This window comes from Flavobacterium sp. YO64, from assembly GCF_004119505.1.
GTDB lineage: Bacteria > Bacteroidota > Bacteroidia > Flavobacteriales > Flavobacteriaceae > Flavobacterium > Flavobacterium oncorhynchi.
The window spans coordinates 40,809-58,582 of sequence record NZ_NRQV01000025.1; the positions used below are offsets into that span (position 1 = coordinate 40,809).

Genomic DNA, 17,774 nt, shown 5'->3' on the forward strand with positions numbered 1-17,774 from the left:
GCGGAGTTAATGGCTGGAATATCTTGTAAAAGCACTATTTTTGAAATGAATTTTTACGTTTATGAAACAAAGAATCAATTTATTAATAACACTTTCGGTTGTCGCGCTGCTTGTCTTATCGACCGTACAATGTTATTTGGTAAAAACTGCTTACGATTATAAAGTGGCTCAGTTTCATACGCAGATTAAGAATGAAATTGCAGCAATTACAAATAATTACAGCGATATTGATGCTGTTTTAGTATCTAAAAAAGAAGCGCTTTACAAGAATTTATCGGAACAATATATTAAAGGCAAAAATTCTAAAATCGATATTAAAAAAGGAATTTTAGAGAGTGAATCTAACGACGTGTTAACACAAAGAATTCAACGAAAGTTCGAAAGAGATTTACCCAATTTCAAAATTGACTTCGCTATTGTTCTCAACAAATTTATTCTTTACAAACACGCTAAAAAAAGAGATACTATTTTTTCTGAAAAGCCTTTTATTCAGAATAAATTGTTCGGAAACCTAAATTCGCTGAATCACGCTTTTTTAGTTCGAAATTATGTCGGTACTACAAACGGAACTTTTGAAAATCAGGAATATAAATTACTTACTGAAGATTCAATGTATGTTTCGGTTATCGATTGGGAACTAATTATTTTAAAGCGAATGACTTTTATTCTTGCTTTGTCATTATTATCAATTCTTACACTTATTTCGCTTTTTGTAATCGCACTTAAAGCTTTAATTAAGCAAAAAAAAGTAAGTGATGTAAAAACAGATTTCATCAATAATATTACACACGAACTTAAAACTCCTTTAGCCACATTGGGCATTTCGACCAAAATTTTGGAGCAGAAAAACATTCGTGACAACGACGAAAATTTTAATTCAATTGTTAATACAATTTCACGTCAGAACAATCGTCTTCAAAATTTGATTGATCAAGTTATGGCTAATTCTTTGGCCGAAAATGAAATCGAATTGCAAAAGGAAAAAATTGAAACTGAGCATTTCCTGAAGATAATTGTTGATGATTTTAAAATTGCTTTTCCAAAAATCAATCTTAAAACTGATTTTCAAACTCAGAAAACGATTTTAGTTCTGGATAAATTTCATTTAACAACCGCTTTTTTAAATGTTTTAGAAAATGCCGTAAAATATGGATCAAACACAATTACCGTAAAAACAAAAATCGTAGAAAATCAGTTTTCTATTTGTTTTGAAGATGACGGAATTGGAATTGCAAAAAACAAACAATCACTTCTTTTTGATAAATTTTATCGTGTAGAGCAAGGAAATCTTCACAATACAAAAGGTTTGGGTCTAGGATTATATTATGTTGATCAAATCGTAAAAGCGCATCAGGGTTCTGTTAACGTTATTAGCGATTTAGGAAAAGGAACTCAGTTTACTATTTTATTAAAAGTTTAATTACCCTATTTTGAAAAAATTACTTTTAGCTGAAGACGATTTTGACTTTGCAGCAATTTTAAAACAATATTTAGAGCTTCATCAATTTGAAGTAACTTGGGCAGAAAATGGCGAAGTAGCTTTAGATCATTTTAAAAACCAGACTTTTGACATTTGTATTCTGGATGTTATGATGCCCAAATTGGACGGATTTTCATTGGCCGAAAAAATGATTACAATCAATCCCGAAACTCCATTTATTTTTCTAACTGCAAGAAAGCTGCAAGAAGACAAAATCATTGGATTAAAACTAGGTGCCGACGATTATATAGCGAAACCTTTTGAAGTCGACGAACTGGTTCTGCGCTTGCAGAATATACTAAAGAGAATCGAGCAAAAGAGAAGTTTAGAAGGAAACAATACAATTGAAATTGGTTCGTATATTTTTGATAATGAACGTTTAACTCTTAACAATAGAAATCACGTTCAGCAGCTCACAGAGAAAGAAGCTTCTCTTATTGAATATTTGTATCTAAACCATAATCAGTTATTAAAGAGAGAACAAATTTTAATGTCTGTTTGGAAAAAAGACGATTATTTCTCAGGACGCAGCATGGATGTTTTTATCAGCAGGCTTAGAAAGTATTTTAATTCAGACCCAAAAATCAGCATTGAAAGTGTTCGAAGTATTGGCTTAGAATTTAAAATAGAAAAACCTTGACGAATCAAGGTTTTTCTATTTTAAACGAGCTTTATTTTCCAATTACCCAGCCCAAAGTAAAATTTATAATTGGAACAAATTCGGTATCATATTCATCAAAATTCACTCCTGGTCCAGCATTAAATTCTAGATTAAACCTTCCTTTATAAGTACGCTGTAATCCCCAAAGGGCGCCAAGTGTAAACGAAGAAGAAGCCTCTCTGTAATTATCATTTGTAGAAATAGAACCAAAACTATAAACCGCGTTTGCTGCTAAATAATTCCCGGAATTTCTTGCCGTTCTTTTTCCTTTTTCTGCTCTTTTTTCAAGATTATAATAATGACGAAACTGTTCATTAATAGTAGGATAAATGGCAAAATTAGAATTGTTTGAATTGGCTTGAAAACCTAAACCTAAACTTGCTTCAGAATATAAGGTATTTTTAGAACCGAAACCGTGCTCATAAACAAATCCAGGCAGTAATAAATTTATTTTAAATTGATGTTTAGCTACTGCAGTCGGAGCATCGTCTTGTGCATTGACAGCATTTATAAAAAGAACAGAAAGTAATAGAAATAGGTAATTTTTCGTCATTGGTTGTTTTTAAATTGGTTTCGACAAAAATAATATTAAAAACATACTACAACTTAAAAAAGTAAATTATTTTCTTACAGATAATCACAAAAATTATTTAATTAAAACTGCAGCAATCTTTTCATAAACTGGTGTTTTTACACCATACTTTCTTCCTTCATTCACAACAAACTGTGTAAGCGAAACTGCTTCAGTATTTTTGCCTGCTAGTAAATCTCTATGCATAGAGGATGTTGCCTCTTTGGGAGATTTCTCTAATTTTATAATAGTTTGCGCAACAATATCTTCGGGAAGTTTTAAACCTTTTGCCTGCGCCACATCTTCGATTTCATGAAGCAGTTCGATATAAATTACTTTAGATTCCAAATGATGCAGTATCTCACCAATATTCTGATTTAAATAAGAAGTTACAGAGGCTAATGCCGAAATAAAAATAAACTTCTCCCAAACTGTTTCTTCAATATTTGCAGCCAAGTAACTTTCTATTTTTGCCTTTTTGAAGATGTTTTGTAACTCTTCTAATTTTGAAAATGGTGCGGTTTTAGAACCAAAAAATAACTTTTCGTAAAAGCCAATTTTCCGAATTGTTCCAGGTGAAAAGATCATCGAAATAATGTAAACACAACCTTGCAGAACTTCATTTTCCGGAAATATCTTTTGGATTCTTTCCTGTGCATCAACACCATTGTATAAAGGTAAAATCACTGTTTCATTCTTAACCGTTTTTTTCAAAGACGATAAACTTTCTTCAATATCATAAGTTTTAGTCGCACAAATTAAATAGTCTAATTCGCCTATTTCGTCAGGATTATTAGAAACTATACTAGGAAAAACAATTGTTTCAGAATCATCGGTTACAATTTTTAATCCGTTTTCGGTAATCGCTTTTTGAGTTTCGCCTCGCGCAATAAAGATCACTTCTACATCATCAGACTTATAATACGCTTTCGCTAAAAGTCCGCCAAAATAGCCGCCAACACCGCCAAGTCCTAAAATTCCAATTCTTTTCATAGTCTTTTTTTTATCACTAATTACACCAATTATCACGCATAATTTTGTCATTTCGAGGAACGAGAAATCACACTTGTAATTCGACAAAGATTGGAGAATCTTGTCACGGAGTTTCTCGTGTGATTTCTCGTTCCTCGAAATGACAAAGAAAACCGTTTCTCACCTGAGCACTTATATTACTCCTCCAAAACAGGATTCAAATCAAGTTCTGTAAAATCCCTTTCGGTTTTCGAAATTATAATTGTTGCCACCGTGTTTCCAATTAAGTTGGTAATGGCCCTGGCTTCACTCATAAATTTGTCTACTCCTAATAGAAACGCTAAACCTTCGACTGGTATTTTATGAAGTGCTGTTAAAGTAGAAGCTAAAACAATAAATCCGCTTCCCGTAACACCTGCGGCACCTTTTGAAGTAATCATTAAAATACCAATAACAGTAAGAATTTCAAAGAAACTCAAATGTACATCATACAATTGAGCCAAAAATATTACCGACATCGATAAGTAAATCGATGTTCCGTCGAGATTAAAAGAATATCCTGTTGGAATCACCAATCCTACTACCGATTTACTGCAGCCCATTCGTTCAAGTTTTACCATAATACTTGGCAGAGCAGCTTCTGAAGATGATGTTCCTAGAACTAACAAAAGTTCTTCTTTAATATATTTTAAAATTGAAAGAATACTTATTTTATAATAATGCAGAATGCTGCCTAAAATTAGAAAAACAAACAATGCCATGGTTAAATAAACACAAAGCATTAATTTTCCGAGTGGAATTAAAGTTCCTAATCCAAACTTTCCAATTGTATATGCCATTCCGCCAAAAGCTCCTATTGGCGCGAGATACATAACATATTTTAAACCGAAGAAAACGACATTTGAAAAACGTTCTAAAACTAAAATGGTTTGTTCTCTTTTTTTATAAAAATTCAAAGCAATTCCGCATACAATTGCCGCTAACAAAACCTGCAGTGTAAAATTGGAAAGGAAAAATTCAAGCCATGAAAAATCTTTTGCCGCACCATTTGTATATTGACTTGCGTCACCTAAAGTTAATCCCGATTTATCAATTTTTCCAGGTTTAAAAATATAAGCAACTGCAACACCAATTGCTAAAGCTACGGTGGAAACAACTTCAAAATAAGCTAAGGCTTTCACGCCAATTCGTCCTACTTTCTTTAAATTACCCATTCCAGAAATCCCCAAAACAATCGTTAGGAAAATAATCGGGCCGATAAATAACTTGATAAGACTTATAAATTTCGCTCCTAAAATTTCCATTTTCACACCATTTTCAGACGAAAAATGTCCAAGTAAAATACCCGCAATTATGGCTATTAAAACCCAAAAAGTAAGATTTGTTATTATGGTATTAAAAAGACTTTTTTTTGCCTTTGAAGAAGATTTTGGAGTGGTTATATTCATGAAAACAGGTTAGTAGAGTTTCACAAATATATAAAAAAAGCAGACCTATAAGCCGGATTCTGTCCTTGATAAATCAAGGCCTTATCATTTATCTAGATTCCGAATTACTTCGGAACTCGAGCTACCTACCCTTCAACAACGAACGAGAAGCCCTTAAATGTTGATATACTTGGTATTTCACCGCATAGAGTTTACCTGGTTTCACTACAGCATTACCTGTACATACTTTCTGCTGCACTTGTCCTAATCCCGATAGCTATCGGGACCGACGGGCGTTACCCGCTATGCTTCTCTGTGGTGTCCGGACTTTCCTCCCCTCCAATAAAATTGGAGCGGCGATAAGGCGGTCTGCGCTGCAAAAGTAGCGATTTATGAACTAAGAATAATGATTTTAAATTTCTGTTTTTATGAGTTTTATCATAACTTTTTAATTTTAAAATAGTTATCTTTAAAATTCGATAATTTTAAATTCAAATATTATGATTAGGATGTATCACTACGCAACTGTTTCAAAAGCTTTAGATCAATTGCATGAAAAAGGGTTTACGTGCGATTTTAATCTCAACTCAGACATTCTTAAAAAAAATCCTGAGAAATTTGAAATTGTACATGTGTATCGATACGAAGGGGAATCAGACCCAGGCGATGAGGCAGTTGTATACGGAATTAAGTCCAGTAATGGCAAAAAAGGTGTTTTTGTAGCAGGTTTTTCTGCCGATGCAGATCAAGAAACTGCCAAACTTTTATTTGATTTAAGTATTAAAGGAAGGTAATTTTCAGAAGTCAAAACTACCAGTTTTCTAATCAGTAAGAAAATTATGTTTCCATTTTAAAAGTAAAGAAATAACAATCTATGTCATCTTGAAGAATTAAGAAATTTTCATTCGCAGCTCGTATAAAAATTGGTTATTTACATTGCAGAGTTTCTTGCGAAAATTATTCGTTCCTCGGGATGACATAAAAAAGAAGTTTATCTTAGTGCTTTTTTTACCAAAGAATTAGAGCTTACTTTTTAAATCCATTCTTCCATGAAGAATCCTAACAACTTCTATTTCGCTCTCTGAAATAATTTGATAAAAAAGAATATGCTGGTTTGACTTAAAACCAAATAAACTTTTTGCGATATTATCATATTTTTTTCCAAGATTTGGATTCTCAGCCACTTCCTGACACGAATCTAAAAGTAATAAGTAATATTTATCAGCTTGATTTTCTGACCATTCATCAAAAGTATAATTCCAAATATCTGCTAAATCTTCAACTGCTTTATTTGTCAAATGATATTTAGCCATGTTTTCTGTTTGCTTTTAAACTTTCAAGATGTTTTTTAGAATCAAAGTTCTCAGCGCGTCCACTTTCTAGTCCCTCCTGAACAGCTTTTTTCAAAATAAGTAATTTATTCTCTTCTTCTTCTAAAAGACGTAATCCTGCTCTAATAACTTCACTTGCGTTTTTAAACCTTCCCTCAGAAAGACTATTTTCAATGAAGTTTTCAAAATGATTTCCAAGCGATATTGATGTATTTCTTCCCATGATTTAACTTTGTAGATTACAAAGTTACCCAAAATTGGTAACTAATACAATCTGATTTAAAAAACAATATTTTTTTTCCAGCAAAAAAGAACATAATTATTTATTCATGCTGAGTTACATCATTATACTGCCAAAGTACATTAATAATTTTCCATTCGCCATTTGTTTTTACAATATGCATATAATCTATCCATGCATCCGCAAGTAACTTCACCGATGCTGTTTTTGCAGAAACATCTAACAATTTGACTTCTTTTCTTGGATTTTTGGGGAATTTATCGCCTTTTACATTATAAGTTTCTGCCAGTATAACCATGTTTTCAGCAAAAAACTCAGAGATATAATCTTTCTGTGCTGCTTTATTTCTAAAAACTGATCTTTTTACCATTCTAGGATGCAAGGCACTTTCCATCAATTTTGGATTTGGATTATGCTGTGCTTCAATATATGCCAAAGCTGCTCGTTTAATTTCTAATGTATCTTGAGCGGTTTGTGCTTGAATTTTAAAAGAACTAATTATAATTACTATGAGTATTAAATATTTTTTCATGTAAAATGGGATTAAGATTTATTATCTAAAACGTTCTAAAATTGTTATTACTAGAAATTAACTTCCAAGTTTTCCATAACGTTGTTGTTCAGAAAAATACAGAATTACTTTCTTTCCGTTTTTTTCGTACGGATAAAATAATTCATAATAACCATTATGCGAACTGTAACGTAATTCGTTGCTGCCTTTCTCAAAAACACTTTTCAAATACTCTCTTTCTTCTTTTGTAGTTTTATAAATATACCGCTGTTTTTGTGGCTGAATAGTGTCTTTCAAATTTCCTTCATAATAATCACTAAAGCCCAAATAAACCTGAGAGCCTTTAACTGAATCTTTTACAATCACAGTAACATTGGGAAAATTTTTATCTGTCTTAGACAAAATATCCAAAATATCAGCAGTCTCTTTTATATAGCTTTCAGAAAAACTATAATTTACTAATTTATCGCTATTTGCTTTATTAATTGCAATAATTGATTCAGCCGATTTAATCAATCGCTCTTCTTTTTTAGCCGAGGTTAAATAATCTCCGCCAAATAAAATAATAGCAATCAGGGGAAAAATTAAAATCAAAGTCAAAAACCGCAATCTGTTTGATTTATTATTCACTGCATCTAGATTATGTTTTTCGGCAATTCTGGTCAAATTAAACATTAAATTGATAATCAGAGAACCAACCATCAAAGCAAGAATTCCTAAAATACTTAGATAAAATGTTTCGGTCATATTCTCTTTAAAAACTTTTAAACCAAAAACCTGAATGGTTATAAAAGTAAATACCCAATACACTAATAAAAGTATTGATGTGATTCCAATAATATTGCTTAATCTAACTATTTGTTTTGCGTTCATTTATCTAAGTTATTATATAATAAATCCTTCTGCCTTTTTCACACTAAAAATATTACTTTAATTCGAATCTACTCAAATTTTTTTTTTCATTCTCCTATTCAACCAGTTAAAAATCTTTCAATTTTTAAATTTTTAATTCATTAAATTATACTCTATATTTGCTATCGAATAAAAAAGAATATGGAACAATTTGTAGTATCGGCTCGTAAGTATCGCCCGCAGACCTTTAAGGATGTCGTGGGACAAAAAGCCATTACAAACACTTTGTTGAATGCGATTGACAGTAATCACCTTGCTTCTGCTCTTTTATTCACGGGACCGCGTGGAGTTGGAAAAACTACTTGCGCACGTATTTTGGCTCGAAAAATAAATCAGCCTGGATATGACGATCCTAATGAAGATTTTGCATTTAACGTTTTTGAGTTGGATGCCGCTTCAAACAACTCGGTTGATGATATTCGTAATCTTATCGATCAGGTTCGAATCCCGCCGCAAACTGGGCAATACAAAGTTTATATTATTGACGAGGTGCATATGTTGTCTTCGGCTGCTTTTAATGCTTTTTTGAAAACATTAGAAGAACCGCCAAAGCATGCTATTTTTATTTTAGCGACAACAGAAAAGCATAAAATCATCCCAACGATTTTATCTCGTTGCCAGATATTTGATTTTAAAAGAATTACGGTAAAAGATGCTAAAGAACATTTAGCAGATGTTGCTCAAAGTCAAGGAATCAATTTTGAAGATGATGCTTTGCACATTATTGCTCAAAAGGCTGATGGTGCAATGCGTGATGCTTTATCTATTTTTGACCGTGTGGTTTCGTATTGCGGAACTAACTTAACGCGTCAGGCTGTAACCGAAAATCTAAACGTTTTAGATTACGAAACTTACATCAGCGTTACTGATTTGATTCTGGAAAATAAAATTCCAGATCTTTTAATAGCTTACAACGATATTCTATCAAAAGGTTTTGACGGACATCATTTTATTGCTGGATTAGCGTCTCATTTTAGAGACTTGTTAGTTAGTAAAACTCCTGCAACTATTTCTTTATTAGAAGTTGGAGAACAAGCGCAGCAAATGTATGGTGTTCAATCTCAAAAATGCTCTCAAGAATTTTTATTAAAAGGAATTGATATTGCAAATGACTGCGATTTAAAGTATAAATTGAGTCAGAATCAACGTCTTTTAGTCGAATTATGCTTGATGCAACTTGCCTCTATCAACTTTGATGGAGAAAAAAAAAGTTGAGCAATACATAATCCCTCCTACTTATTATAAAAACGGAAGTTTTTCTATTGTTGAAGTTCCAAGTCAAAAGTCAAAAATCGAAAGTCAGACTGAAACTTCAAAAACGGAAGAAAAAGTCAATAATAATTCTGCTGCCGTAAATACGGCTGTTCCAGAAACTCCGAAAATTGAAACTCCGAAGATTGAAACTCCAAGAGCTGAAACTGGAGGTGAAGCAAAAGTTTCTGCCTTCTCTTTGGCTAGTATTCGCAAGAAAAAAGAATTAGAGCAAAGTGGTAAAACTTACGTTAAACCCACATCTATTCTACCTATTGAAGACTTTACTGAAACTGAAATGCTTGTGCAATGGAATAAATATGCAGAGCGTTTAGGTCAAAAAGGCTTGAAGATTATGGAGTCGATCTTATTAATCAACGATCCTGTTTTAAATGGAACCAACATTACTTACGAACTTCCAAACGAAGGTTCTAAGTTAGAATTCGAAAGTCAGATGAACGCGCTTTTAGGGCATTTAAGAGGTCACCTGCACAATCACGATATCACAATTGAAGTAATTGTAAATGAAAAACTGGAAACCAAAAGAAGTTTTAACGATCAAGATAAATACAATCGTTTGCATGAAATAAATCCAAACATTGAGCTTTTACGTTCAACATTTGGATTGGATTTACCTGGATAGTTTTATACTCTTCTCATTGCGAATTTGCGTAAAATTGTTTTTACAAGAAAACAGCAATTAACTTTAACAGCATTATTTATTTAGAAGTCCGAAATTATAAACTTTTTCGAGCCATTTTTGTCTCTGACTTTCCTTTGCTGTTTTTATGATTCCGATATAACTTACTTTAACAGGTTTTACACCGCAAAATTCTAAAGTTGATTTCTTTAATTGATTCACGCTTGGTCTTCCAAAAAACAATCTGTAGTACCAGCCGGGCTGATCTAGAGTTGTGATAATATGCGCTGTTTTTCCTTTTAATAATTTATCCCACCAAACTGAATTTTCTCTGTACTGAAATGCCATTCCAGGCAAAAATAATCGATCTATAAAGCCTTTTGTAATTGCAGGAAGTCCGCCCCACCAAACTGGATGAACCCAAACTAAATGATCTGCTCTTTGAATTTTTTCCCACGATTCTAATAAATCCGGCTCTAGTTCGGTTCGTTTTTGATATCCAAATTTTAAATTTGGGCTAAAATTCAGAGCTGCAATTGTAATTGTTTCCACAATTGCTCCAGAAGCTGAGGCACCTTTTTCATATTCCGCAGCAATGGCAAAATTAAAGCTGTCCGGATTTGGATGTCCATTTATAATCAGTATTTTTTTCATGCTTTTCTTTTTTTCAAAAATACTTTTTGCCCGTTTTCTTTTACTAGACAAATGTCCTAAAAAAAGCTAAACACAAATTCAAATTCAGGCTGATCTTTTCCTCTAAATAAAAAAAATTCTTGAGCTGCTTAAAAAACGGCTTTTCTAATTCTGCTTAAATGTCTTGGTGTAACTCCTAAATAGGATGCTAAATATTGCAACGGAATCAACTGAAGGTATTTTTGATGATTCCTAAAAAGCGCTTGATAACGTTCTGCGCCTGATGATTTTTGAAAATCTACCATTCGTTTTTGAAGATTTACAAACTCCATTTCGGTTAATTTCCTGCCAATTTCCTGCCAATTATAACTTGATTTATAGAGTTTTTCTAATGCATTTCGATCCAAAACCTGCAATTCTGTATCGACCAATGCTTGAATATTTTCTTCGGCTTTTTCTTGCGTTATGAAACTGGCAAATGATGCCATAAAATCATTTTCAAAAGCAAAACAATTGGTAATTTCATCACCTTTATGATTCATAAAAAAGGAACGAAGAATTCCTTTTTCTATAAATACTATTTCATTACAAATCTGATTTTCTTCTAGTAAAAAATCTCCTTTTTTGAGTTTTCTAAAAGTGATTAAATCATCTAAATGTGACAACTCTTCATTAGATAATTCCTGAATTGATTGAAAAACAGCTTTCATTTATAGTATTAAAATTACTCTTTTAAGAAAAAATTCTTTCAATTCTTTTATCCGGAATAAGCCATAACATTGCAACTATAAAATAAGCGGCTCCAGAAATAATAACATTATAAAACGAAGCTGCAATACCAATAACATACAAAACTGCTGAAGCTTTTCCTTTTAAATCTCTTCCTAAAGCTTTGGCTAAGGCTGAATTTTTTCCCTCAACATCAAGAACTGTTTTTTGAAGAATCACATAAGAGATTGCACAAAGCAACAGAATAATACCATACAAAGCCATTGCCGCTTTTTCAAAATTGTGTTCTCCCATCCAACCTGTCGAAACTGGAATTAAAGAAAGCCAAAATAGTAAATGCAAATTACTCCAAAGAATTTTTCCGTTTACTTTTGATAAACCATGAATTAAATAGTGATGATTATTCCAGTAAATTCCAACGTAAATAAAACTCAAAATATAGCTTAGAAACTTTGGTATAAGTGGTTTCAAGTCAGCAAACTCATGGCCTTGAGGAACTTTAATTTCTAAAATCATAATAGTGATAATAATTGCTAAAACACCATCACTAAAGGCTTCGAGTCTAGTTTTGTTCATTTAAATAAGTTTAAAATGGTCTAAGTTTCTTTTAAAAAATTTGCCACGAATTACACAAGTTTACACGAATTACATTTTATAATGTAAATAAAAAAACTAGCGCAAATTTGTGAAGTTCGTGTCAAAAAAATAATTCTATTTATATTTTACCGTAGTACATCGCTTTTACGATACCATCTGAAAGTCCAATTTTAGGAACGTATATCTGACGCGCTCCACTCCACTTCATTGCGTTAAGATAAATTCTTGTTGCATGAATAATTACGTCGGCACGATCTGAATTTAATCCTAATTCGGCGATTCGTTGTTCGTAAGTAAGTGAATTTAAAAACGCATACTGCGAATTTATGTAAATATATGAAAGTGGTTTTTCTTGCTGTTTTCCAGACATTTTAAACAACTTATTGATGTTTCCGCCAGAACCTATAAGAGTCACTTCATCATAATCTGCGGTATTGGTTTTAATCCATTTTTCAATTTCATCCCAAACTACATCGTGCACCATATTATTCAACAAACGAACGGTTCCTGCTTTAAAAGATCTTGAATTAATCAATTTTCCATCAGAGAACAAAGTAAACTCGGTACTTCCGCCTCCAACATCAACAAACAAATAGGTTTCATCTGTTTTTAGTAAATGATGCAAATCTGTTGAAGCTATAATAGCTGCTTCTTTTTTACCATCAATAATCTCGATTTTAATGTCGGCTTTTTTCTTAATTAAAGCCACAACCTCTTTTGCATTGTATGCCTCGCGCATTGCCGAAGTTGCAAACGCCATATAGCGCTCTATTTTATGTACTTTCATCAAAAGATTGAATGCTTTCATCGCATCAACCATTCGATCTATATTTTCTTCTGAAATTTCACCTACTGTAAAGGCATCTTGTCCCAAACGAATTGGCACACGAACAAGTGAACTTTTATTAAACTGCGGTTCTTTGCCATCTTGCTCTACAACATTCGATATCAGAAGCCTCATGGCATTTGATCCAATATCTATTGCTGCAAATTTCCTTATATTAATCATGCTCACTTTATGATTTGAAATTGTTTTCTATTACTATTGATTTACTTTTTGCGGAATTTCTTCGAACTTTTTAATTTTGTTTTGATAATATTTATAGGTTTCAAACTGCGCTCTAAATGATGCATGATGATTTCGAGGTTTGTACTTATTGTCTAATTTATAAGAATGGTATCTTACTTTAACGTTTCCTTTCCAAGCAATATTAAAGTTATCGATTAATTCTTTTTTAATTTCAAGATCATAGATTGGGCAGGTAACTTCAACTCTTCCATCAAGATTACGTGTCATAAAATCAGCAGAAGAAATATAAACTTCATTAAGACCCGCGTTTCCAAAAATATAAACTCTTGAGTGTTCTAAGTAATTATCGACAATACTAATAGCTTCAATGTTTTCGCTCATTCCTGGAATCCCTGGAATCAAAGAACAAATTCCTCTTACCTGCAGCTGAATTTTTACACCTGCATTACTTGCTTCGTATAATTTATCGATCATTTTAAAATCAGATAAACTATTCATTTTTAACTTAATATGTGTTTTTCTTCCCGCTAAAGCATGCAGAATTTCACGATCTATAAGTTTCACAAATTTTGACCTTGTATAATGCGGCGATACTATTAAATGTTTGTATCTGTGCACTCTATAATTTATATCGAAAAATTCGAATATCTTGGTAACATCTTTCAGAATACCTTGATTGCAGGTAAACAAAGTAACATCTGTATAAATTTTTGCCGTTGCTTCATTAAAATTTCCTGTAGAAATAAATCCGTAACGACGAGTTTTTCCTTCTTCAAGTCTTTCGATAACGCAAATTTTACTGTGCACTTTAAGACCTTTAATTCCAAAAATAAGCTCAATTCCTTCTGTCTGCATTTGCTCTGCATACGAAATATTACTTGCTTCATCAAAACGCGCTTGAAGTTCAATTTGAACCACTACTTTTTTTCCGTTTTTTGCAGCATTAATTAATGAACTAATAATTTGCGAATTCTTTGCCAATCGATATAAAGTAATTTTTATACTGGTTACTTTTGGATCTAAAGCTGCTTCACGCAAAAACTTGGTTAAATATGAAAATGACTGATAGGGAGCGTGTAATAAATAATCTTTTTTACTAATTTTTTCTAATATACTTCCGCCAAGGCTTAAACCTGGAATTGGCAGAGGCTCGTTTGGTTTGTATAACAAATCGTAGCGTCCTAAATTAGGAAAACTCATATAATCACGGCGATTATGATATCTTCCGCCGGGTATTATACTATCTGTTTCAACAATTTTCATCTTATCTAAAAAGAACTGCAGAGTATCCTCTTCAATTAAATTATCATAGATAAAACGAACTGGCTCACCTATACGACGATCTTTTACAGATGTTGCGATTTTTTCAAGCATACTTTTACTCAAATCACTGTCAATATCTAACTGTGCATCACGAGTAATCTTAATCATATGTGCTGAAACACTCTTATAATCAAATATGTTAAAGATGTTTTTTAGGTTGTAACGAATAACATCGTCAATTAAAATTACATACTGTTTTTCATCTTCAGACGGAAGAACAACAAATCTGTTTATCGTTTTTGGAATTTCTATTACAGCGTAACGTACTTCGTTGTTTGTCATTTCTAAACGAACGGCAAGATATCCTAAAGTGTCTTTTAAAACAGGAAATTCTGCCAAATCATTCAATATAATAGTTACCAATTCTGGACTTAATTTTTGCATAAAAAAGTCTTTCAGGAAACTTTCCTGATTTTTGGTAATTTGATCTTCGTTTATAATAAAAATATTCTCTGTTTCAAGTTCAGCTTCAATATTTCCTAGAATACGTAAACTTTCTGATTGCTGCTGAATTACAATTTCGGTAATATCTTTAATTAATTGATGTGCCGAAACTCCACCTAAGTATTTTTCGCCAGAAATTCCAGAGAGACTTAATCTTCTAATTGCGGCATAACGAACTCTAAAAAATTCATCTAAATTGTTTGAAAAAATTCCAACAAAACGCAGTCTGTCTAAAAGCGGAACCGTATTATCACCCGCTTCCTGAAGTACTCTTGCGTTAAACGCTAACCAGCTTTTTTCTCTATCGATATATTTTTGTTCGTACACTATATTTATTTTAAATCTTTGGGGAAAATTGTTTTATGGGTTTTGCCTTTATTTATAGTATCCCAGCTTTCTGAATCAAACTGTAAAGATACAAAGCCTGAGGTTGGGACATTTTCTATAAAAACATCCCCAAATTTATTAACAAAATTTGTAATAGCCTCGTTATGTCCAAAAAGAATAACGCTTTCGAAACTATTATCACATGATTTAATAACCTTTTCGAGTTGTTTATCATCAAAAGTATAAAGGTCGTCTTTATAAACAATACTTTCTATAGGATATGAAATGTTTTGTGCAAAAATTAAAGCCGTTTCTGAAGCTCGTGCCGCAGTACTGCTCCAAATAATATATGTTTTTGGAAGATATTTCGAAATAATAGCAGAAACATCATGCGCATCTATAATTCCTCTCTTCATCAGTGGCCGATCAAAATCTTTTAGAGGAGCTTCCCAACTTGATTTAGCATGACGTATTAAAATTAAATTTTTCATAAGCCGAAGATTTGAAACCTCAAAAAGAGGTCATTATTTTTTTTAAGTTCTAATTTACAAAAGATATTTTAAACCTTCTCAATTTTTTATTAGTGTTAACATTTTAAGTAAATTTTAACAAGAATAATTAATTCCACGACTTTTAAAACTTACAAAAGCGTCTTTAGAATTTTATCTTAAAAAATGTACTTCACCTATTAAACAATACAGTTCGTCGATATTTTGCAAATCAGTAAAACTTTAACTAAATAATTGATTATTAATCATTTACACTGAGTTTAAAAAATGATTTTAAGCCAAAAAGAGAAAAAAACTCCCTATTAAATTTACCAATATTTGGCAAAAAAAATATTTTTTTCATGCCTTTTTTGATAAAAAAAGAGCACTTAAACGAGTTTTTAGGTTAGTTACAGAGAAAAAAAAACAAATCCAAAAACTCTACTATAATTTTGATTGTGTTAACATTTTACAAAAACCACAAAAACAAAATCCTAATATATGAGAACTAAATCTACTCTACAAAAAGTGGGAAAATTGATTGAATGTTGTAAGTATATTTTTCCCTTTCAAAAAAGAACTCAGAACGGAGATGTTCCTAAAATTAATTTAAAATTTATTTTTATAATGATTTTAGGTATCGTGTTCTATTCTTCGACTGTCTCCGCACAGGAACTTCCCGTGCGAATTGGGAATACCCTGTCTACAAACAAGGCCGCATCAAAAACCACTGCAAAAACTGCTGCCATTAGTGCATTAGCCGCTGCTGGTTCAATAGATGTTGCCAATGCAGCAGCAGGTTATAATGGCTATACTGCCGATCAATTAGTTCGAAATGTTTTGACCTCAGGCTGTTTAACCATTAGTAATGTTCGCTTTGGTTATTACAAAAAGAACAACAACAATAGCTGGACCTGGAATAATCATTCTTGGTCAAATACTGCTGGAGATCGCCAGTTAGGGTATTACAGTAAGGCAACCTCGACATTTCCTATTGATGAAGGTATTCTTTTATCTACAGGAAAAATAAGCTCTGCAATGGGACCTAATACCTATACCAACAAAACAGATGAAATGGTAAATGATGCCAGCGATCCCGATTTAACTGCAATTTCTGGTAAAACAATGCATGATGCATCAATATTAGAATTTGACTTTGTTCCTGATGGAAATTTAGTCGAATTTAAATTTGTTTTTGCATCAGAAGAGTACTTGGAATATGTTCATACTAACTACAATGACGCTTTTGGATTCTTTTTAAGTGGATTTGGAATAACTGGTCCTTATACCAACAATGCTATAAATCTTGCTCAATTGCCAAATGGCGATGCGGTTACGATCAATAACATTCACTCAGCAGGATCAAATGTAGACAACGTTTCATTTCCAGATCATAATGTCGCTTATTATGTAAATAACCCGTCAGGTTCTGCCACTATGGAATTTGATGGATCAACAGTAGTTTTAACAGCAACTTATGCTGTTACAGCAGGAAAAAACTACAAAATAAAAATGGCAATTGCTGATGCCTATGATCAAAAATGGGATGCAGGAGTATTTTTAAAAGCCAAAAGTTTTGCAACAAATACATTAGTTATCACTAATCCGGCGCCAGTTTGCGTTAACGGAACCGCTAATCTTACCTTGCCGGCAATTACTGCAGGAAGTACTGCTGGTTTGACTTATACATATTGGACAGACTCTGCTGCAACTATTCCTTATAACACACCAACAGCAGCTCCCGTTGGAACTTATTATATCAAAGGAACTAATACCCAATCGGGATGCTCTGACATTAAACCTGTGGTTGTGAGTCAAACCAATATCGTTATTACTGAAACTACAGCATCTCACGTCGATGTTAAATGTAAAGGAGCTGCGACTGGAGCTGCGACTGTAACAGCTTCTGGCGGAACAGGTCCTTATACTTATTCTTGGAACACAACACCTGTTCAAACTAGTGCAACAGCAACAAACCTAGCCGCAGGCACCTATACCGTAACTGTAACCGATTCAAAAGGATGCAGTAATACTAAACAAATAACTATTGTACAACCAACTCAAGGTATTACTATCACAGTATCTTCTAAAACGGATGTAAAATGTTTCGGACAATTAACTGGAGCCATTGATCTGACTGTAGCGGGAGGAACTGGAGCTTATACTTATTCTTGGAAAAAAGGAGGAATTGCTATTGCTAATACAA

19 protein-coding genes and 1 other RNA gene are annotated in these 17,774 nt (G+C 32.5%); 6 read left to right on the forward strand and 14 right to left on the reverse strand.

What is annotated here, in order from left to right:
• The first annotated feature begins 61 nt into the window (after positions 1-61).
• Both BOW57_RS16260 and BOW57_RS16265 read left to right on the forward strand, forming a co-directional pair.
• The gene (locus BOW57_RS16260) at positions 62-1,420 is read left to right on the forward strand and encodes a sensor histidine kinase KdpD (RefSeq protein ID WP_129055766.1); all 1,359 of its coding nucleotides are present in this window, start codon (positions 62-64) and stop codon (positions 1,418-1,420) included.
• A 10-nt stretch (positions 1,421-1,430) separates the two neighbouring features.
• Positions 1,431-2,120, forward strand: a complete 690-nt coding sequence (locus tag BOW57_RS16265; RefSeq protein ID WP_129055768.1) for a response regulator transcription factor — start codon at positions 1,431-1,433, stop codon at positions 2,118-2,120.
• A gap of 31 nt (positions 2,121-2,151) precedes the next feature.
• Here BOW57_RS16265 and BOW57_RS16270 read toward each other — a convergent pair whose 3' ends face one another.
• The 4 genes from BOW57_RS16270 to rnpB form a co-directional block, all read right to left on the reverse strand.
• Positions 2,152-2,694, reverse strand: a complete 543-nt coding sequence (locus BOW57_RS16270) for a hypothetical protein (RefSeq protein WP_129055770.1) — start codon at positions 2,692-2,694, stop codon at positions 2,152-2,154.
• A gap of 93 nt (positions 2,695-2,787) precedes the next feature.
• The gene (locus BOW57_RS16275) at positions 2,788-3,705 is read right to left on the reverse strand and encodes a ketopantoate reductase family protein (protein ID WP_129055772.1); all 918 of its coding nucleotides are present in this window, start codon (positions 3,703-3,705) and stop codon (positions 2,788-2,790) included.
• 176 nt (positions 3,706-3,881) lie between these two features.
• Entirely contained in the window at positions 3,882-5,132 is a 1,251-nt protein-coding gene (locus BOW57_RS16280) for a cation:dicarboxylate symporter family transporter (RefSeq protein ID WP_129055774.1), read from the reverse strand.
• Between the two features lie 32 nt (positions 5,133-5,164).
• An RNA gene (gene rnpB / locus BOW57_RS16285) (RNase P RNA component class A) lies at positions 5,165-5,487 on the reverse strand.
• 124 nt (positions 5,488-5,611) lie between these two features.
• Here rnpB and BOW57_RS16290 point away from each other — a divergent pair.
• Positions 5,612-5,905, forward strand: coding sequence for a hypothetical protein (locus BOW57_RS16290; RefSeq protein WP_089056090.1), 294 nt, complete (start codon positions 5,612-5,614; stop codon positions 5,903-5,905).
• 225 nt (positions 5,906-6,130) lie between these two features.
• Here BOW57_RS16290 and BOW57_RS16295 read toward each other — a convergent pair whose 3' ends face one another.
• The 4 genes from BOW57_RS16295 to BOW57_RS16310 all read right to left on the reverse strand — a co-directional run bounded on the left by BOW57_RS16295 (position 6,131) and on the right by BOW57_RS16310 (position 8,067).
• A complete protein-coding gene (locus BOW57_RS16295; RefSeq protein WP_129055776.1) occupies positions 6,131-6,424 on the reverse strand; it encodes a type II toxin-antitoxin system RelE/ParE family toxin in 294 nt (97 codons plus the stop codon).
• On the reverse strand, positions 6,417-6,665 hold the full coding sequence (locus tag BOW57_RS16300) for a type II toxin-antitoxin system ParD family antitoxin (protein ID WP_129055778.1): 249 nt from the start codon (positions 6,663-6,665) through the stop codon (positions 6,417-6,419). The genes BOW57_RS16295 and BOW57_RS16300 overlap by 8 nt, the downstream gene beginning before the upstream one ends.
• A gap of 100 nt (positions 6,666-6,765) precedes the next feature.
• Entirely contained in the window at positions 6,766-7,215 is a 450-nt protein-coding gene (locus BOW57_RS16305; protein ID WP_129055780.1) for a nuclear transport factor 2 family protein, read from the reverse strand.
• Positions 7,216-7,272: 57 nt separating this feature from the next.
• Positions 7,273-8,067, reverse strand: a complete 795-nt coding sequence (locus tag BOW57_RS16310; protein ID WP_129055782.1) for a peptidase — start codon at positions 8,065-8,067, stop codon at positions 7,273-7,275.
• Positions 8,068-8,247: 180 nt separating this feature from the next.
• Here BOW57_RS16310 and dnaX point away from each other — a divergent pair, with 180 nt between their 5' ends.
• The gene (dnaX, locus tag BOW57_RS16315; protein WP_129055784.1) at positions 8,248-9,321 is read left to right on the forward strand and encodes a DNA polymerase III subunit gamma/tau; all 1,074 of its coding nucleotides are present in this window, start codon (positions 8,248-8,250) and stop codon (positions 9,319-9,321) included.
• Positions 9,302-10,000 (forward strand): DNA polymerase III subunit gamma/tau, encoded by a 699-nt coding sequence (locus BOW57_RS20915; protein ID WP_241687460.1) that lies wholly within the window; start codon positions 9,302-9,304, stop codon positions 9,998-10,000. The genes dnaX and BOW57_RS20915 overlap by 20 nt, the downstream gene beginning before the upstream one ends.
• A 72-nt stretch (positions 10,001-10,072) precedes the next feature.
• On the opposite strand, the gene BOW57_RS16325 is transcribed toward BOW57_RS20915, so the two are convergent.
• The 6 genes from BOW57_RS16325 to BOW57_RS16350 form a co-directional block, all read right to left on the reverse strand.
• A complete protein-coding gene (locus tag BOW57_RS16325; protein WP_129055786.1) occupies positions 10,073-10,651 on the reverse strand; it encodes an NAD(P)H-dependent oxidoreductase in 579 nt (192 codons plus the stop codon).
• A gap of 128 nt (positions 10,652-10,779) precedes the next feature.
• Positions 10,780-11,340 carry a Crp/Fnr family transcriptional regulator gene (locus tag BOW57_RS16330; RefSeq protein WP_129055788.1) on the reverse strand — a complete coding sequence of 187 codons (561 nt, stop codon included), beginning with the start codon at positions 11,338-11,340 and terminating at the stop codon, positions 10,780-10,782.
• 22 nt (positions 11,341-11,362) lie between these two features.
• Positions 11,363-11,935, reverse strand: coding sequence for a TMEM175 family protein (locus BOW57_RS16335; protein WP_089056046.1), 573 nt, complete (start codon positions 11,933-11,935; stop codon positions 11,363-11,365).
• A 139-nt stretch (positions 11,936-12,074) separates the two neighbouring features.
• The gene (locus tag BOW57_RS16340) at positions 12,075-12,965 is read right to left on the reverse strand and encodes a Ppx/GppA phosphatase family protein (protein WP_089056045.1); all 891 of its coding nucleotides are present in this window, start codon (positions 12,963-12,965) and stop codon (positions 12,075-12,077) included.
• Between the two features lie 33 nt (positions 12,966-12,998).
• Positions 12,999-15,080 (reverse strand): polyphosphate kinase 1, encoded by a 2,082-nt coding sequence (ppk1, locus tag BOW57_RS16345; protein WP_129055790.1) that lies wholly within the window; start codon positions 15,078-15,080, stop codon positions 12,999-13,001.
• Positions 15,081-15,085: 5 nt separating this feature from the next.
• Positions 15,086-15,571, reverse strand: coding sequence for a histidine phosphatase family protein (locus BOW57_RS16350; RefSeq protein ID WP_089056043.1), 486 nt, complete (start codon positions 15,569-15,571; stop codon positions 15,086-15,088).
• Between the two features lie 498 nt (positions 15,572-16,069).
• On the opposite strand from BOW57_RS16350, the gene BOW57_RS16355 reads away from it, so the two are divergent.
• Positions 16,070-17,774 (forward strand): choice-of-anchor L domain-containing protein (locus tag BOW57_RS16355; RefSeq protein ID WP_164973726.1); only part of this gene is annotated, 1,705 nt, incomplete at its 3' end.